16 protein-coding genes are annotated in these 17,175 nt (G+C 53.0%); 11 read left to right on the top strand and 5 right to left on the bottom strand.

The window, feature by feature from the left end; genetic code table 11:
* The first annotated feature begins 17 nt into the window (after window positions 1–17).
* From EJ361_RS23955 to EJ361_RS23940, 4 genes are all read left to right on the top strand, one after another.
* Window positions 18–653, top strand: a complete 636-nt coding sequence (locus EJ361_RS23955; protein WP_126249111.1) for a response regulator transcription factor — start codon at window positions 18–20, stop codon at window positions 651–653.
* An 81-nt stretch (window positions 654–734) separates the two neighbouring features.
* Window positions 735–2,027: an OmpA family protein gene (locus tag EJ361_RS23950; RefSeq protein ID WP_126249110.1), complete on the top strand. Its 1,293-nt coding sequence runs from the start codon at window positions 735–737 to the stop codon at window positions 2,025–2,027.
* A gap of 11 nt (window positions 2,028–2,038) precedes the next feature.
* A complete protein-coding gene (locus tag EJ361_RS23945) occupies window positions 2,039–2,776 on the top strand; it encodes a hypothetical protein (protein ID WP_126249109.1) in 738 nt (245 codons plus the stop codon).
* 228 nt (window positions 2,777–3,004) lie between these two features.
* A complete protein-coding gene (locus EJ361_RS23940; RefSeq protein WP_126249108.1) occupies window positions 3,005–4,738 on the top strand; it encodes a tetratricopeptide repeat protein in 1,734 nt (577 codons plus the stop codon).
* A gap of 75 nt (window positions 4,739–4,813) precedes the next feature.
* On the opposite strand, the gene EJ361_RS23935 is transcribed toward EJ361_RS23940, so the two are convergent.
* The 4 genes from EJ361_RS23935 to EJ361_RS23920 form a co-directional block, all read right to left on the bottom strand.
* Window positions 4,814–5,299 carry an Lrp/AsnC ligand binding domain-containing protein gene (locus tag EJ361_RS23935; protein ID WP_126249107.1) on the bottom strand — a complete coding sequence of 162 codons (486 nt, stop codon included), beginning with the start codon at window positions 5,297–5,299 and terminating at the stop codon, window positions 4,814–4,816.
* A gap of 82 nt (window positions 5,300–5,381) precedes the next feature.
* Window positions 5,382–7,061, bottom strand: a complete 1,680-nt coding sequence (locus tag EJ361_RS23930; protein WP_126249106.1) for a SulP family inorganic anion transporter — start codon at window positions 7,059–7,061, stop codon at window positions 5,382–5,384.
* 5 nt (window positions 7,062–7,066) lie between these two features.
* Window positions 7,067–7,630, bottom strand: a complete 564-nt coding sequence (locus EJ361_RS23925) for a PhnA domain-containing protein (protein WP_126249105.1) — start codon at window positions 7,628–7,630, stop codon at window positions 7,067–7,069.
* 13 nt (window positions 7,631–7,643) lie between these two features.
* On the bottom strand, window positions 7,644–8,288 hold the full coding sequence (locus tag EJ361_RS23920) for a class I SAM-dependent methyltransferase (protein ID WP_240646724.1): 645 nt from the start codon (window positions 8,286–8,288) through the stop codon (window positions 7,644–7,646).
* Between the two features lie 122 nt (window positions 8,289–8,410).
* Between EJ361_RS23920 and EJ361_RS23915 the strand changes: the two genes are divergently transcribed.
* The 7 genes from EJ361_RS23915 to EJ361_RS23885 all read left to right on the top strand — a co-directional run bounded on the left by EJ361_RS23915 (window position 8,411) and on the right by EJ361_RS23885 (window position 16,571).
* Window positions 8,411–9,118, top strand: coding sequence for a Crp/Fnr family transcriptional regulator (locus EJ361_RS23915; protein WP_126249104.1), 708 nt, complete (start codon window positions 8,411–8,413; stop codon window positions 9,116–9,118).
* Window positions 9,119–9,217: 99 nt separating this feature from the next.
* On the top strand, window positions 9,218–10,507 hold the full coding sequence (locus EJ361_RS23910) for a hypothetical protein (protein ID WP_126249103.1): 1,290 nt from the start codon (window positions 9,218–9,220) through the stop codon (window positions 10,505–10,507).
* Between the two features lie 109 nt (window positions 10,508–10,616).
* The gene (locus EJ361_RS23905) at window positions 10,617–11,924 is read left to right on the top strand and encodes an OmpA family protein (RefSeq protein WP_126249102.1); all 1,308 of its coding nucleotides are present in this window, start codon (window positions 10,617–10,619) and stop codon (window positions 11,922–11,924) included.
* A 127-nt stretch (window positions 11,925–12,051) separates the two neighbouring features.
* Window positions 12,052–14,037 (top strand): tetratricopeptide repeat-containing sensor histidine kinase, encoded by a 1,986-nt coding sequence (locus tag EJ361_RS23900; protein ID WP_126249101.1) that lies wholly within the window; start codon window positions 12,052–12,054, stop codon window positions 14,035–14,037.
* Window positions 14,038–14,139: 102 nt separating this feature from the next.
* Window positions 14,140–14,958 carry a hypothetical protein gene (locus EJ361_RS23895; RefSeq protein WP_240646723.1) on the top strand — a complete coding sequence of 273 codons (819 nt, stop codon included), beginning with the start codon at window positions 14,140–14,142 and terminating at the stop codon, window positions 14,956–14,958.
* Window positions 14,959–15,272: 314 nt separating this feature from the next.
* Complete coding sequence (locus EJ361_RS23890) at window positions 15,273–15,995, top strand: hypothetical protein (protein ID WP_126249100.1); 723 nt, start codon at window positions 15,273–15,275, stop codon at window positions 15,993–15,995.
* A gap of 204 nt (window positions 15,996–16,199) precedes the next feature.
* Window positions 16,200–16,571 carry a hypothetical protein gene (locus EJ361_RS23885; RefSeq protein WP_126249099.1) on the top strand — a complete coding sequence of 124 codons (372 nt, stop codon included), beginning with the start codon at window positions 16,200–16,202 and terminating at the stop codon, window positions 16,569–16,571.
* A gap of 156 nt (window positions 16,572–16,727) precedes the next feature.
* Here EJ361_RS23885 and EJ361_RS23880 read toward each other — a convergent pair whose 3' ends face one another.
* Entirely contained in the window at window positions 16,728–16,922 is a 195-nt protein-coding gene (locus tag EJ361_RS23880) for a hypothetical protein (RefSeq protein ID WP_126249098.1), read from the bottom strand.
* Between the last annotated feature and the right edge of the window lie 253 nt (window positions 16,923–17,175).

The raw sequence follows: 17,175 nt of genomic DNA, 5'->3' as shown, positions 1-17,175 counted from the left end.
ATGATTACTTTTAGCACATGGCAATTAAGGTTTTGGTTTATGATGACAACGAGGCGCTCCGCACCAGCATCGGCGCACTGATCGAGTCGGAAGACGATCTCGAAATGGCGGCTGCCATGCCCAACGCGGAAACGGTGGAAACAGACCTGGAGCAAATGCGGCCCGATGTAGTGTTGATGGACATCGACATGCCCGTGGTAGACGGTGTGGCGGCCGTTAAGCGGATCAGGCAGGTGAGCCCGCAGTTGCCCGTTATCATGCTCACGATTTTCGATGATACCGACAATATTTTCAACGCCATTTGCGCAGGCGCTTCCGGGTATTTACTGAAACAGCATGTTACCGAAGAGCTCCCCGCCGCCGTGCGCACCGTGCTGGCCGGCGGCGCGCCCATGACGGGGTCGGTGGCGAAGAAAGTGCTGGCCATGGTGCCGAAAGCCGCGAATCCCGAACAGGAAACCGGCAACCTCACCGGAAAGGAAACCACCATCCTCCAGCTCCTCGTCAAAGGCTACAGCTATAAAATGATGGCGGCGGAACTGGGCGTCACCATCGACACCGTCCGTTTCCATATCAAGAAAATCTACGACAAACTCCACGTACACTCCGCCGCAGGCGCGGTTTCCCGTGCCATCCGCGACAAACTCGTCTGACTCCTTCTCCCCTCCCGCGACATGTATATGTAGTTGTTCTCCTACCGCGTTCCCAGTAGGTTTGGATTAAAACCCACGACCATGAAACGCATCCTATTCCTTCCCATTTTGTGCATCTGCACCATCGCCGCCCTGGCGCAGACGCCCGTCCAAAAACGGGTGGAACAACGGGCCAAAGCTAAAGCCAATAGCCGCGTAGACGCGTCCATAGACCGCGGGCTCGATTCCGCGTTCGACAACGCCGGCCGCGCCATCGGCAGCATTTTCAAAAAGAAAGACAAGCGTAAGGTCCAACCGGCGCCAGCGCCCGGCCAGGGGAACGCGGGCACCGGGAAAGGCGCCGCTTCCGGAACGGTCACTTCCAGCGGCGGCAGCGATTTCGTGCCCGGGGCGAAGGTGCTGTTCGAAGACCATTTCGAAAAAGATGGATTGGGGGATTTCCCGGCCCGGTGGAACACCAACGGCAGCGGCAAGGTAGTCACCCTTTCGGGGCAAGACAGCCGCTGGCTGGATGTGGTGCACAACTGCATCGTGGTGCCGGTGGTGAAAGGCCCGCTTCCCGAAAACTGTACGATCGAATTCGATTTGTTGCTGCGGTCGGAAAGCGGCCGGAGTACGCCTTTCATCCAGTTCGGCCTCAGCCAGGTGAAAGATATCCTGAAAGAAGACATGTTCTATAAAGACCGTTTCTTCATCAACCTGCACCGCTACACGGAAGAAGATGGCAAAACGCTGGAATATGGACTGGGAAACGACATCATCGGTAACAAAAGTAATTTCCCGCTCCCGTCCTACGTCAATAAAGTGCTGCCGGTGGCCATTGCGGTGAACAAATCCCGCATCCGGCTGTACCTCGACGGCAACAAGGTGATCGATCTGCCGCGGGCTTTGACGGATGGGATGCGCAACACCTTCTTCCTGAACAACAACGCCATCATTCCCGCTTCCGAAACCGGCATGTACATCGGTAACCTCCGCATCGCTTCCGGAGACACCGACGCCCGCAGCCTCCTGGTGAAACAGCTCATGAGCGAAGGCAAAGCCGTTACCAGCGATATCCTGTTCGACGTCAACAGCGACCATCTCAAACCCGAATCCTTCCCGATCATCGACCAGTTCGGCGATGCGTTGCAGAAAACGCCGGCATTGCGGATCAGGATCATCGGGCATACCGACAGCAATGGAGACGACGCCAGCAACATCAGCCTGTCGCAGCGCCGCGCCGCGGCCGTGAAAACCTATATCACGGAGAATTTCGCGGTGGCGGGCTCGCGGATACAGACTGATGGAAAAGGTGAATCGCAGCCCGTGGCCAGCAATACTACTGCAGACGGGAAAGCCCGTAACCGCCGTGTGGAATTCGTGAAATTGTAAAACCCCTACCTGTGAAAACAATCTTCTGGACCTTTTGGCTGTTCCTTGCCGCCATCACCGAAGTGTGCGGCCAGCCCGCCGACCGGAGAGATTCCGCAACCATCGCCGCATGGCGAACCGCAGTGCGGCAGGCGCCGGTGCTGACGGGGGCTACTTCGCCGCGGCCCATCGTACCGCATGGGGCATCGCTGTGCTTTAACATGGAATTCGACCTCAAGATCACCATGCCCGGCAAAATGGCCGAGCCCGCCAACGCCTGTCTGCATACGGAATCGTTCGTGCCCCGCGAAGAAGAATACAGCCGGCAGGCGAATATCAACATCGAAAAGGAAAAACTCGACCGGGCGGCCCACACCGGCGCCGGCCCCTGCACAGGCGAAAGGGCTTTGCTGTTCGATTTCAGAAAGGAACAGGCGCACAAGCGCGAAGCGGCGCTGGCCCAGGCGCGGGAAGGCAACGTTTACCAGCAAAACAGCAACGCCCAGCGGAGCTTGGCCAGTATGATGGACCCGCTGGCGGTGGTGCAGGAAGACATCCTCGCCGCCAAGCTCGAGATATGCAAAGCGGAAAACAGCACGAGCGCCCGCAGCCGGGAACCGATCGGATGCCTGAACGATCAGCTCAGCGCCCTCATGCGCATCGAAGGCGAACTGCGCGCCCTCGACGCCAGGCACGCCAATCAGCCCGGCCAGGCCTTCGCCGAAAAAAGCAAACTGTATCTGCGCAAAAAACCCCGTGGCTGCCCATAATCCTTCACTAAACCATACATTACCAACCCTTTGGGAAAAATACATCCCGCCCTCCACAAGAAAAGCAGATTATGCGTACATTAGGTGCATCGAACCTGGATTTCCGTCCGGATACCCCACCGGGCGCATTGTGATCGGATCAACCAACGGCACGGCATGCACTTATGCTAATGACGCATTTATGTCAACTCCAAATAACATCCTTCATGTTCTCAAACTGTTTTTCTTATGAGACAAATCTGCTTCGCACTGTTTTCGACGTGTATTTTTTTCGCCTGCAACAATTCTCAAAAACCGAAGGAGACGGATTCTGCCGGCAAGGCCGAACTGTCTATCGGATGCGCCGTTCCGCCTACGCATGATAAAGACTGGTATGCTTCCGGCAAAAAAGCGCCCCTGCTCGAAGGGCTCGGCGGGATCGATTTCAAAATAACAACCGCCAGCCCCGAAGCGCAACGCTATTTCAACCAGGGCCTCATGCTGGCATACGGGTTCAATCATGCCGAAGCCGCGCGCTCTTTCCACCAAGCCGCCCGGCTGGATTCCACCTGCGCCATGGCGTATTGGGGGTTCGCATATGTATTGGGGCCGAATTACAATGCCGGTATGGAGGAAGACAACTTCCAGCGGGCGTATGAAGCGGCTACCAAAGCACAATCGCTGTCCGGGAATTGCTCGCCGGTGGAAAAGGCGCTCATCGGAGCATTGAGCGCCCGTTATGCGAAGGATCCGCCGGAAGACCGCAAACCGCTGGACATCGCCTATTCTTCCGCCATGAAGAAGGTCCATGCGCAATTCCCGTCGAACCCCGACGTGGGCACGATGTACGCGGAATCCATGATGAACCTCCATCCCTGGGACCTGTACGATAAAATCACGAAAGTCCCCCGCGCGTGGACGCCGCCGATCGTCCAATTGCTGGAACGCCTTATCCGGCAGCATCCGCAACATGCCGGCGCGCATCACTTTTACATCCATGCCGTGGAAACGTCCGCCCGGCCAGAAGTTGCCATGGCCAGCGCCGGTTTGCTGGATACGCTCGTACCGGGCGCGGGGCACCTGCTGCATATGCCGTCGCACATCTACATCAACACCGGCGATTACCATTTGGGATCGCTCTCCAACATCCACGCCGTGGAATCAGACAGTGCATATGCGACGGCCTGCAATGCCCAGGGCGCCTATCCGCTGGCATATTATCCCCACAACTACCATTTCCTCGCGGCCACGGCCACGCTGGAAGGCAATTCGAAATGGGCCTGGGATGCGGCGCGCAAACTGCACGCACACACCTCGGAAGCCATCATGCGCATGCCGGGATGGGGCACCCTGCAACATTATTACACCATTCCCATGTACGTGGCGGTGAAACTGTCGATGTGGGATACCATCCTCGCGCTCCCCGCTCCTCCTGCCGATCTCGTATATCCCCGCGCTGTTTGGCATTATGCCAAAGGCATGGCTTACCTCGGAAAACACGACCTGAAAAGCGCCGGCGTTGAAATGGACAGCCTGCAACTGCTCGCCGCCGATACCACCCTCAAAGAAATTACAATCTGGAACATCAATACCACAGCCGATCTCGCGCAAATCGCGTCGAAGGTGCTCTCGGCCGGCGTGACCCTTCAACAGGGGAAACCGGACCAAGCGGCCACGCTCCTGCAGGAAGCCATCGCTATGGAAGACCGTCTCAACTATAACGAGCCGCCAGACTGGTTTTTCTCCGTCCGCCACCACCTCGGAGCCGTACTGCTCAAAGCGGGGAAATTCAAGGAAGCGGAACGCGTGTACCTCGACGATCTGAAAACCTGGCGGAAAAACGGCTGGGCGCTCATCGGGCTGCAGGATGCGCTGGCAAAGCAAAACAAAACCACCGAAGCACAAAAAGCCAAAGCTGCGTTCGACGAAGCCTGGCAATATGCGGATATGAAGATCACATCTTCGTCTACCATTGTGGATTGACACCTACTGTGATATGCATAAAAAAACAGGAAGCATGCGAACGTGCTTCCTGTTTTTATTTACCGGTAAATGATTTCATGCAAAATACGGCACGTGAATATCTTTGGTGAACTCCTCCTGCAATGAGATCATCGATTCCGTCCGGTCTACGCCCGAGATCTGCATCATTTGGTCGTACAGTACCGACCGCAGGTGTTCCCTGTCCGTACATACCACTTCCGCCAGCAGGCTGAACTGTCCGGTGAGGGTATGTACCCGCACCACTTCGCGTATCCGTTGCAGCTTGGCCACTACAAAATCATGTTTGGACCCGTTCTGCAGGTAAATACCCACGAAAGCGGTGACTTTCAGGCCGATGCTTTGCAGGTTCACTTTCATTTTGGATTCGCCGAGGATACCGTGGTCTTTCATCCGCAATACGCGAAAGTGGATCGTGCCGGGCGATACGTTGTACCGCTTGGCGAGTTCCTTGTGAGAAGTGTCCGCATCCGTAGAGAGCGCGGAAATGATATTCAGGTCGAGATCATCCAGCTCGAGCCGGTGCGTAGGTTTGGTTGGCATTGTGAATGGAGCTATAGACCGTAAATAAGATCATTTGCCGCACATAACCAAAAGATTCAGTTAGTGTAAAATATACCGTATGTTAAGACTGGCGGGGGATTTGGCCTGTCTGCGAGGATCCCTGCCGGGATGCCGGAGACACATCCTGCATGAGCGCGCGGCTCCTTTCAACGGCGGCCGGGAATGTGGCGGTGACATTCGCTTTGCCGATGGCAAACAGCAGCCTGGCGGATTTCAATTCCTGCAAAACCTGTTCGCTTACGATTTCGGAGAGGATCAGTTTGGTGTGATGTTGCGCCAGCTCGCGGTGGATTTCCCGGATCGCCTTGATGCCGGTAGCGTCTATGATGGGCACTTCCCGCATCCGGACGATGAGCACGTGTGGCCGTTGGCGCGAGAACTGCATGGCATCCCGGAATTTGTGTACGGCACCGAAAAACAGGGGACCCGTGATTTCAAAAACTTCCGTTCCCGCCGGCAATGGCGGGGCATCGGCGCTGCCTTCTTCCTGGCGGCTGACTTTACTGCTGCTGATCATATGCCGCATAAAAAGGAAAGCCGCCAGCACCATCCCGATCTCGATGGCAACGGTAAGATCTACCAGCACCGTGAGCAAAAAAGTGACCAGCAAAATGACCCGGTCGTTCTTCGGCCCTTTCATCACCGATGCGAAACTTTCCCATTCGCTCATGTTCCAGGCAACAACGATCAAAATACCCGCCAGCGCGGGCATAGGAATGAGCGTGGCCCATTTTCCGGCGAACAGCATGATCGCCAGTAAAGTAAAAGCATGTACGATCCCCGCTACCGGCGTTCTCCCGCCGTTCCGCACGTTGGTGGCCGTCCGCGCGATGGCCCCTGTGGCGGGAATCCCGCCAAAAAAAGAGGAAAATACATTCGCCGTGCCCTGCGCCACCAGTTCCATATTCGATTTATGCTTACCGCCGATCATCCCGTCGGCCACCACGGCAGACAGCAATGATTCAATACCGCCGAGCAGGGCAATGGTAAATGCCGGCTGGATCATATTTTTGATGATGGAATAGTCGATATGGGGAATTGAAAGGGAAGGAAAAGCGGCCGGGATGGCGCCGAACCTGCTGCCAATGGTTTCCACGGGCAATTGCAGCCAGCTTACTGCCACAGTGGCCACCAGCAGCGCGATCAGCGAACCGGGAACGATTTTGGTAATTTTCGGCGCCAGCCGGATCGTCAATATGGTAAAAACCCCGATGGCGAGGGCGTATAGATTAACAGAACGGATATGCTGGAAATAACTTTCCCATTTGCCGACGAAATCCGCCGGAACGGCGCCCATGTCCAACCCCAAAAAATCTTTGACCTGCGAAGCGAATATCACGAGAGCTATGCCGCTGGTAAAACCCGTGATCAGTGGATAGGGAATGAATTTGATGACCGCCCCCAAACGCGCCAGTCCCATAACTATGAGCATAATCCCCGCCAGGAACGTGGCTACCAGCAGTCCGTCCACCCCATACGCCTGCACGATGCCGTACACGATCACGATGAACGCGCCGGTAGGCCCGCCGATCTGCACCCTGCTGCCGCCCATTACCGAAATAATAAACCCGGCTATGATAGCGGTGTATAAACCCTTTTCCGGCGAAACACCGGAAGCTATGGCGAACGCGATCGCCAGCGGCAATGCTACGATGCCTACGATCACGCCCGCCATCACATCCTTTCCGAATTGCTGACGGTTATAACTTTTCAGTGTGGTTAGCAACTTGGGTATGAACATGGCCGTCAGGATTTGCGGACGAACTTCGTGAGGATCACGATCGTCTGCTCGTTGATCTTCCCTTCAATTTGTTCTGCGTTATCGGCTACCAGTCTGATTTTCCGTACGATCGTTCCTTTCGGGGCCATGAAATTGGCGCCTTTCACGTTCAGGCCCTGCGTCAGCACAACGGTATCGCCGTTTTCCAGCGGGGTGCCGTTACTGTCCTGGTGCACGGCTTTCACCTCGAAAGCGGTCATGGCCCAATGTACCACAGCTTCGTCGAGCTCCACGCTCCCGGCGATCTCCTGCGCCCAGGCTTCTTCCCTGAACTGGTGAAGCAAACGGTACGTCAGTGCCTGCACGCTGGGCGTTTCGTTCCAGATGCTGCCGGCCAGGCATTGCCAATGCATTGCGGCGCCTTTATCGTCGAGCGCAGCGAGACAGGTATCGCAGAGCGCCACTTCATTAGCGATGGCATCATGGTTTTTCGGGCTAACGGCGTACGCGCTGGCGGCGGGCGCGTTGTTGCACAGTTCGCAAAGGCCGCTGCAACGCTCATTCAGTTCGCGGGTAATAGTTGTATTCATGAAATGTTGATTGTCAGGATTTTATCCAGAATTTGAGGAGATTGCTGTGCGTACTGTCCACCACATGAAAATCGCGCGGCACTTCGTCTTCCAGGCTATGAAACGTCACAAGCCGCGTTCCGGCGGGCTTCTGATCGAGCTGGCGGTGTAAAAACCGGTTGTAGTAATGGAACAGTTCGGCGGAATAATCGATACTGTCGTCGATTTTATCGGTACCGTCGAGGTTCTCGTAAAAAGCGTTGTAAAAGTAGAAATGATCGAATTCCCGGAAGTTCAGCTGGGTGAAGTTGGCGTTGATGAAATGCACGTTTCCCAGCCCCAAAGCCCTTTTGGCCTTCTCCGCGTGGTGCAGCAGCCGTTTCCGCTGTTCCACGCCGTAAAACGTTCCGTTGGGGGCAATTTGCCCTGCGGCGAGGCAAAACTTCCCGACGCCGCAGCCGATATCCAGTACCTGTGCGTTACCGACGGCCAGGAAGGCGGCTACTTTCCGGGCGATGGGCAGCGGCGTCCAGTGCCGGCGCGAAAGGCTGACGATCTCGGGCGGGTATAGTTCGTTGAAATGCGCGTCTGAATGGAAGAAACGCGCGGCGTCCGTCCTGAGTTCGTTTCCCGGGGCGTTGAGATCCCCGGGTAAATTATTTTGACCCTGCTGCATCATGAAACCTGCGATATATTCACAAACTGCAAAAATAAGACAGATTTCCGGAGGTTCCAGTGCGCCAGGTCAATCCAAAAATTGCATTTTATCACTTTCCGTTAAAGCGATACATTCGCCGTACGATGAGCATAAAAGGCATTTTTCCGATAGACAAATGGAATTTCAGGCGGGAATCGATCCTGGCCGGGTTGCCGGAGGGCGACCTGAAAGGGCTCATGGCGCACCGGCTGGAGCAGGTCTACGGCAAAGGAGAGGTCATTTTCCGGGAAGGCGGCTTCCCGCAGGGGATTTTCTTTATCGTGGAAGGGAAGATCAAGAAATTCAAGGTGGATTCCGCCGGCAGGGAGCAGATCATCTACGTGGCCAATACCGGCGAACTGATGGGATATCATGCCGTGCTGTCGGAAGAGCGGTACCCCGATTCCGCCGCTGCATTGGAAAAAAGCAGGGTCGCCTTCATCCCCAAAGAAGATTTCCTCGACATCCTCGACCGCTCGCCCGTACTGAGCCGGCGGCTCCTGAAAACCCTCAGCCACGAATTCGGCGTGCTGGCCAATGCAGTGAGCCTCTTTGCCCAGAAACCCGCGCGCCAAAGGCTCGCCCTCCAACTGATCGTGCTCCGCGAAAAATACAAAGTGGATTTCTCGCCCGGCATGCCCGTCACCATCACCCTGAGCCGCGACGATCTCGCCAGCCTCGTCGGCGCCACCCGCGAAAGCGTGGTCAGGATGCTGACGGAGCTCAAGGAAGAAGGGATCCTCGAAACGAAAGGCCGCAAGATCATCGTGCACGACGTCAACAAACTGATCCGGATCGCCGACTTCCACTAATCCTCCTACCGGAACTTACTCACATTTCAATCTCCGTGTTTTTGCGTAGCTGGGCGAAAACCGATGGCCATAGTTTTGCCGTCTGTTAAAAAGCCAGTTATGTTCCAATCAAATGCTTTCCCCTACCTGCTGCTATTCCTTTTTACCGGCGGGGCTTCCTGCACGAAAAAACCCAATGATCCGCCACTGCAGCAGCAACAGGGCATCGTCACCCAACAACCGAAAGGCACGCCTGTCGGCGAGAACTATACGGAAATGATCGGTTCCGCCGGCGGAACGGTCACCAGTGCCGACGGCCTCCTCGAAATCGAAATCCCGCCCGGCGCACTGACAAACGATACCGAGATCGGCATCCAGCCGCTGCGCCACACGGCAACCCGTCCCGTCGGGAAAAGCTACCGCCTGACACCGCACGGGCATAACTTCAAAAAAAGTGTAACCGTCCGGTTTAAATACTGGAAATACAACGGCAATCTCGGTAGCGCGCTCGCGCCGGAGATCGCCTTCCAGAAAGACAGCGGCGAATGGGTATGTACCGGCAAAACAACAAAAGACACCATCACCAAAACGATCTCCGTTCAAACCGACCATTTCAGCGACTGGGCGCTCATCGCATCGATGGAGCTCTCGCCCGTGACCAAAACGCTCGGCGCTGGCAAAACCGTTACCCTGAAGGCTTTGCGATATGTTTTTCCCGACGTGGGCGACTGGCTCGCACCGCTCTCCCTCCCGAACGCCGGCACCGGCCAGCCCATGCTGATCGAGAAACAATACATCGTGAAATGGACGCTCCACGGCCCCGGGAAACTGGAAACGAAAGGCTCGGAAGCCGTCTACACCGCACCTGCATCCGCCCCCGCCCATTCCACCGCCACCATCTCGGTCGAACTGAACGTCTTCGGGAAACAGGCATTGCTGATCAGCACCATCAACATCGTTACCGAAGGTATCCATATCAGCATCGACGGCGGCGAGTGGCAGTCGTACCCCGGCCGGGCCGTGAAAATGGACGAACTTTTCCGGTTCAGCATGAGCAACATCCGCTCTTCCGAAGACATGCCGCAGATCGTTTTCCAATGGCCGGAAAACGATAAAATGAAATCGGACGGCATGCACTTCTGGTCGATGTACGATGAAGACCGGACAGACGTGAACTTCGAATATGACGAACCCGATTTCCGGCGGATGTGGATCTCCATTTTCGACGATGGCCTGCGAACGTTCGACAGCGCCGGGTTCCTGCATGTAGCGGAAACCGAGGAAAACGGGACGAAATACATCAGCGGAACATTTTTTATCGGCAAAGCGGGCCTGCTGGACAGGGAGAACGGCCAACAGATCAAGACCGGCAATATTAATGGTACGTTCAAGGTACAGCGCCACTGGTAAGGCACGTGCCAACCTGTCTACGTAAATCACGCAGTTCCATATCTCCCTCTTTCTGCTGATTTCCAGCGAAGCGGGATGCGGTTACTTTGCCGCATAAATCATCATCAACATGAAAAAATCCGTATTCATCGCACTCCTGCATATGCCACTGGCGGTATTTTCCCAGTCGGCCATCCTGGATAAAATCAAACAGAAAGCCGAAGCCAGGGCCGAACGCCGCGTAGACGGCGCTATCGATCAATCGATGGACAAAGCCGAAGAAGAAGTGGACGGCCAGTTGAAACAGCCTGCCAAAAAACAGAAAACCGAAAAGGAAAAAGCCGCGCAACCCGTAGCGCAAGACGCAGGCAAACCGAATACCGGCCTGAAAAGCTACAGCAAATTCGATTTCATTCCCGGGGAACGGATCGTTTATACGGAAGATTTCGCAGGAGACGCCATCGGCGAGCTTCCCCTGAAATGGACCACCAACAACCGCGGCGAAACCGTGACCATCGACAAGCTCCCCGGCAACTGGATGCGCCTCTTCCCCGCCAGCCGGTTCACATCGCCCGCTGCCGGCAGGCTTCCGGAAAACTTCACGCTGGAAGCCGACCTGGTATTGCAATTCGGCGATGAAGGCGGATATGTGTACCCGGAACTGGAATTGAAACTGCTCGACCTCGCACCCGGTGAGCGATCGCCCCGCTCCTACGTCGTGAACCAGGACGCAGCACATGAGGTCGCGCTCGTGCTCGCCGCTGCCGGCGCGGGAAAACCCCTCAGCGTTTCCCTGAAAAGCTATGCGAAAGGCGCGGAATATTTTTCGAACCAGGCGAAAGAACTGAAAATTTCGTCGGACAATGACGGGAAACCGCTGCACATCTCGGTTTGGGTACAGAAAGAACGCATCCGGTATTGGATTAACGGCGAAAAAGTGTTCGACATCCCCCAGGCCGTTCCTCCCAAATCCACCTTCAACCGCGTGGGACTGAGCCTGGAATCATCGCTGTACACGGAAGACCAGCTGGGGATGTTCATTTCCAACATCAAGGTAGCGGAAGGCACGCCGGATATGCGGAGCAAGCTCATCACGGAAGGGAAACTCGTTACCACTGGCATCCTGTTCGACGTCAATTCCGACAGGATCAGGCCCGAAAGCGCCGGCGTGCTCAAGGGAATTGCCGCGGTTTTGCAGGAAAATGCGACCGTCAGGGTAAAGATCACCGGTCATACCGACAGCGACGGCGATGCCGCGCAAAACACCGACCTGTCTAAACGGCGCGCCAAAGCGGTGCAGGCGGCGTTGCAAACCGAATACGGCATTGCTGCTGCGCGCATGGTAACCGACGGGCTCGGCGAATCGCAACCCGTGGCCGATAACAATACCAAAGAAGGAAAAGCCAGCAACCGGCGGGTGGAATTCATCAAACTGTAAACCGATTATGGGTTATAAGATGCAAGGTCTTTGCGGGATTCGTCCTGCAAAGACCTTTGGCATGTAAGAAATTCCGCAGCAGCAGGAAATAATTTTTATTTTAGCCATCTATATCGACCACCCCAATATGATAAAGAAATGTATCGCGCTTCCCGTTTTATTTTTTATGAGCCTTTCCTTCCTGTTCGCGCAGGGTCAAAAGCCGGAACTTACACAATTGATCGCACAGGCCAATGATACGGCCGGGATCAATGCGCTCATGGGTTATGCCGTGGACCTTATCAATTTCGATAATCCGAAGGCTAAGGAAATATTGCATATCACGCTGGAACGGAGTTCCCGCATCGGGTACGATTACGGGATGGGATCGAGCTACGCCAGGCTGGGATACCTCGCGGGCCATGAAGGCCGCAACCGGGAAGGGATCGACTATGCGCAGATGGCGCTCACGCACTTTGAACGGATCAACCGGACGCGCGGGATCATCCTCTGCTACATCAATATGGGCTACAATTTCGACATACTGGGCCAGGGCGACAGCGCCCTGCATTACCTGCTGAAAGGTGTCGAATTGCTGGAAAGGACCAAATCCGAGCCCGGCAAACTGGCGCGGCTGTATGAAAACGTGGGAACGGGTTTTGCCAACAGGCGCGAGCTGACCAAAGCCGTTTCCTATTCCCGCAAAGCGGTGGAACTCGCCACGGCCATCAATGACAGCGATTATATCGTTACGGCGCATACCGGGCTTAGTTATGTCCTCAACCAATGTAAGGATTACCCCGGCGCGCTGGAAGCGGCGAAAAAAGCCATGCGGTATTTGCCGCAGCAGGAAGACCCCATCCTGATCATAAAGGCGTATTCCCACCTGGCTGCCGCCTGGGCCAAGCTCAACCAGCCCGATTCCGCCATCGCAGCGGCGAAAATATCTATGCGGTATTCGGCGGAAATCGATCCCGCCAATTACATCGCGGCCGGGCTGGAGCTGGCGGACGCATACCTGCTGAAAAAGGACTATAAGAACCAGGGCCTGGTGCTGAACACGCTGAAGCAGAAAGCAGAGGCGGATACGAGCCTTTTCCACCTATTCAGTATATATGACCGGCTGTCGCAGTTGGAATACCTGAAGGGCAATTACAGGGAGGCCTATTTGTACAACCAGCGTTACAGCGCATTCAAGGATTCCTTTTACGCCCGGCAGAATACCCGGACGATCACCGAAATCGAATCCCGTTTCCAATGGGCACAAAAGGAAAAAGCACTTTCCGAGAAACAGTTGCAACTGGCGCAAAAAGACCTGGCGCTGGAAAAAAGCAACCGTAATATGCTGTACGCGCTCGTCGGGTTGTTGATTGCCCTGTTGATCGCCACCGTATTGTTTATCCGGAACCGCAACCGCAAAAAGTCTTTCGCCCTCAAACTGGAATCCCTGGCAAAGCAGCAGGAAATCGAAATGCTGCAGGCGCTGATGAAGGGCGAGGAGAAAGAACGGAGCCGCATCGCCAAAGACCTGCACGACGGTATCGCGGGCATGCTGGCCGCGGCTAAAATGCACCTCAGCAGCATGGTGCACCTGCAGCAGCAGGTGGAAAGAACGGAGGATTACCTGCAAACCGTAAAATTGCTGGACGACGCTACCGTCGAAGTCCGTAAAACCTCGCACAACCTCATGCCCGAAATCCTGATGCTGTACGGCCTCCACGAAGCCCTGCGGCGCTATTGCGCGAACATCAGCAGCCATACGCTGAAGATCCAGTATGATTCCTGGGGCCAGGCCACGCGGTTCGACGGCGGGTTCGAGCTGTCGGTATACCGGATCGTGCAGGAACTGCTCAATAATATCATCAAACATTCCGGAGCGGGCAACGCCATCGTTCAACTGAACCACCAGGATAACCTGCTGTCCATCACCGTAGAAGACGATGGCAAAGGTTTCCTGAAAGACGAAACCGGCGGCGCGGGCATGGGCCTGCAAAGCCTTGCCTCGCGGGCCAAGGCGCTGAACGGCACGATGGAAATAGAGGCTTATCCGAACGAGGGGGTGAGCATTTACCTGGAGTTCGATACCACCGGAGCGGCGGTGGGTGTTGTGCCGCAGGAAGATATCGCATCGTAAGGGCCGCCTCTCCTATTCGCCGTACAAACTGAGAATGCGGAAACCGCTGAAGATAAGTTCGCCGTTCATGGCGATGGAACCCTGGTTCCAGACGAGTTTTCCATGCGCATCCGGCAACCTGGCCGGAATACCTTCTTTATCTTTTCAACGTTCCGTCATCTGGATGTACCCGTTTTAACCAAAAAAGCAGTACTTCGCTGTCAAATGTTTACGCCGACCAATATGACAGATTTATCTCATACAAATAACCAAATTCGATACGTCACGAATTTCCGGGAGCTGGTTGCTGCGCCGTTTGATGGAACCGTCAATGCCATTTGCTGGTCACGCGGTCTGACAGGTGATTTTTCGGAGATCGTGGAAAAGATTATGCCCCGTGGAAATATCACCGAGATCGGATACGATGAACTGTGCGGACTGCAATTGAGCGAACAGGGGCAACTTGCGCGGGAAATACTGTTGCAGGACTGGCAATTATTGAAAGCACATGGCGCGTCGCCGGTCCTGAATGTGATCTTACACTACGACCGGGACGAAGGCCTGACGTTTTTCCCCACCGATGTTTATTCGTTTCATGTAGACCGTTCCCCCATTCCCACCGACACCTTTTTATGTACCTACCATGGCGATCCCAGTGAAATATTGCCCAATTCGCAAGGCGAGCAAAAAGTGCTGATCCCTGCTGTCCGGGATGCGCTTAAAAAGCTGTATGACGGGCCGGAAGCAGGTTTCGAAACATTTTTAAGCGACAATTTCTTCGACCTGCACTATCAGCCTCTGCCGGGTGCGCGCCCCGTAAACCTGGGCGTCGGGAACTTATGGCGATTGGCCGTCGATCATCCAGAAAGCCGTGTCCTCCCCTGTCTGCACCGGGCGCCGGAAGAAAAATCCGGGCGGAAAAGGTTGTTGATGATCTGCTGAGCTGCGTTTTCCAGGATCCGTATTTCGCGGGGCTGAAGTTTTTCCGGCCGGGTTAAAATACAAAAGCCCACGCGACTGCGTGGGCTTTTGATGTGTCGGGATGACTGGACAAATTTCTAACCGAATTCTGGAAGATTTGCGCCAGATTGATGTCTATCTAACTCAATTCGGGTAAATAGTAAGATCATCCAGACACATAACACAATTTAGTAAACTAGTGATCGACACACATTATCAATATATATAATTTTTACTGTTTTTCTAGGCTTCTTTACCATATATTTACCGATATCAAACACCTCGTGTCAAATCCAATGAGGCAAGCCGTAGAGCATCTTGAAAGCATTTTCAATGAAATATGTACTAATTCTCTTCCCTATGAATGGGATGAAGATCACATTTCCTATCAATTAATGCAAAAGTTGCGGCAACTCTTTAGCAATAAAATAATACGATTTGACGGCTGGTCAAAAATTGTAAACTGGCAATCTTTCAAAAATAGAGGTAGGCAAGAAAATAGACTTGGCGACATCGCATTATTGATAACCATACAATTTTCATCCGGGGAGATCCTAAAAGGGGTTGCTTGTCTTGAAGCAAAACGTGATTTCAATTCCAATAGCTTTGAATCAATGAATATTGATCAATTAAATCGCATTTGGAGCGGTGCCCCTTATTCGCACCTACTACTATACACAAATACGAATGGTCAGGAACTACCGTTGAAGTTTCCTGATGAACGTACTTGGAGAAGCCACATATGGGTTTCTCCAATTAATACTGCTAAAGAACTTTTAAAGCAAACTAAACCAAAGGATAATCGCAACGTATTGAGAATATCATTTCCATTTTCAATGTTTTTAACGTCTAGAATATTTTGGGGATTAGATTTGGATTATCGCGAAGAGATTTTTGAGGATATAGTAAAGGGTATTAATAAAATTGCCAACCCTTCTTATTTGGGAGTTGTGAATGTTTATTATAGGGATCAGCAACCCATTGAGATATCGTTGTCTGACGTATGGGAAAGCATTTAACAACTTGACCTGATGCATTCCTCCTGAACAAAAAGCGTTATGGATGATATAAACTACCTCATTTTCCTGGAGAACCACTCCATAAATCAAAAATAGATCTGTTCCGCTAATCCATTACGCCTATAATTACTAATCGTTAGAATTATATGTGCTTTATTTATAATTACAACTCTAGTTACAACAGTCTTAATTCAATAATATTCGATGGACTTTATTCAATTTATATCTGCATTTGGTCTTGGGGCTATTGTAACTGCACTTATACAGGCTTGGATTTCCCATCAGGCGGAAATTAGGAAGCGAAATTTTCAGGAAAAAAAAGAGTGCTATATTGGATTTTTAGATGCAATACAGAAGTCCGATGTCGAACAAACTCCTGAAACGGGTGCCTACCTAGCTCATTGGATAAATAGAATAGAGCTCGTAGGATCAGCGCAAGTAATCTTTCTTTGTATGCGCTTTTTTGAAACAAATCCAGTTAATGATACTGTTCATCCCGACCGCCCTAAAGTGTTCCGTGATTTAAAAGAAGCGATGAGGAAGGATTTGGGTGTCGTGAGAATTATTAGCAGTTAGTGCAAATACAAATTACCAATTTACAGCAATTAGTATTAGTTGAATGGTACCTCTTGGGAAATTATCATCAATGCGTCAACACTGTGCCCAAAAGCTTCGATTGATGGAGCCTCTTTGTCCAAGCTGCGGAGGAGCTGCGATGACCATTTACTCAAATTACTCAGTAACATTCCGTTGTACAATAATTTCATGAAGAATATTAGCAAACTTTTCTAGCGAATCAATAATTTCATTTGCTTCTTCATCATTATAATGCTCCCAACCAGGAAATCCCCGGAGTTCTTCAGGCGACATCCTATAAATTGGTTCATCATCAAAAGAAAAAGGCGTTTCGTCAAAGTACTTTGTCATAGAATTTTATCTTTTTTTGGAAGGATTAAGTTAAGAAGCCAATAATATAACCCTGATACCTAAGAATTGGTTTAAATGGATTCGAACCTATGCTAAAGACTTGACAAACTATAGATTAGGGGTTGGGGATCAAGTTGAAAAGTTGGGGGAAAGAGTAAAAAATGCTTTGTTTTGCATGCTATATCTATGATCTCCGTGGACCAGAACTATAAACAACTCATCGAACTTCTTTTGCCAGCCGGCATACTCGAAT

The sequence above is a fragment of the Chitinophaga rhizosphaerae genome (genome assembly GCF_003958645.1).
Classification (GTDB): Bacteria; Bacteroidota; Bacteroidia; order Chitinophagales; family Chitinophagaceae; genus Chitinophaga; species Chitinophaga rhizosphaerae.
Note: the sequence above shows the minus strand (reverse complement) of the source record. Positions and strands in the feature narration are given on the sequence as shown.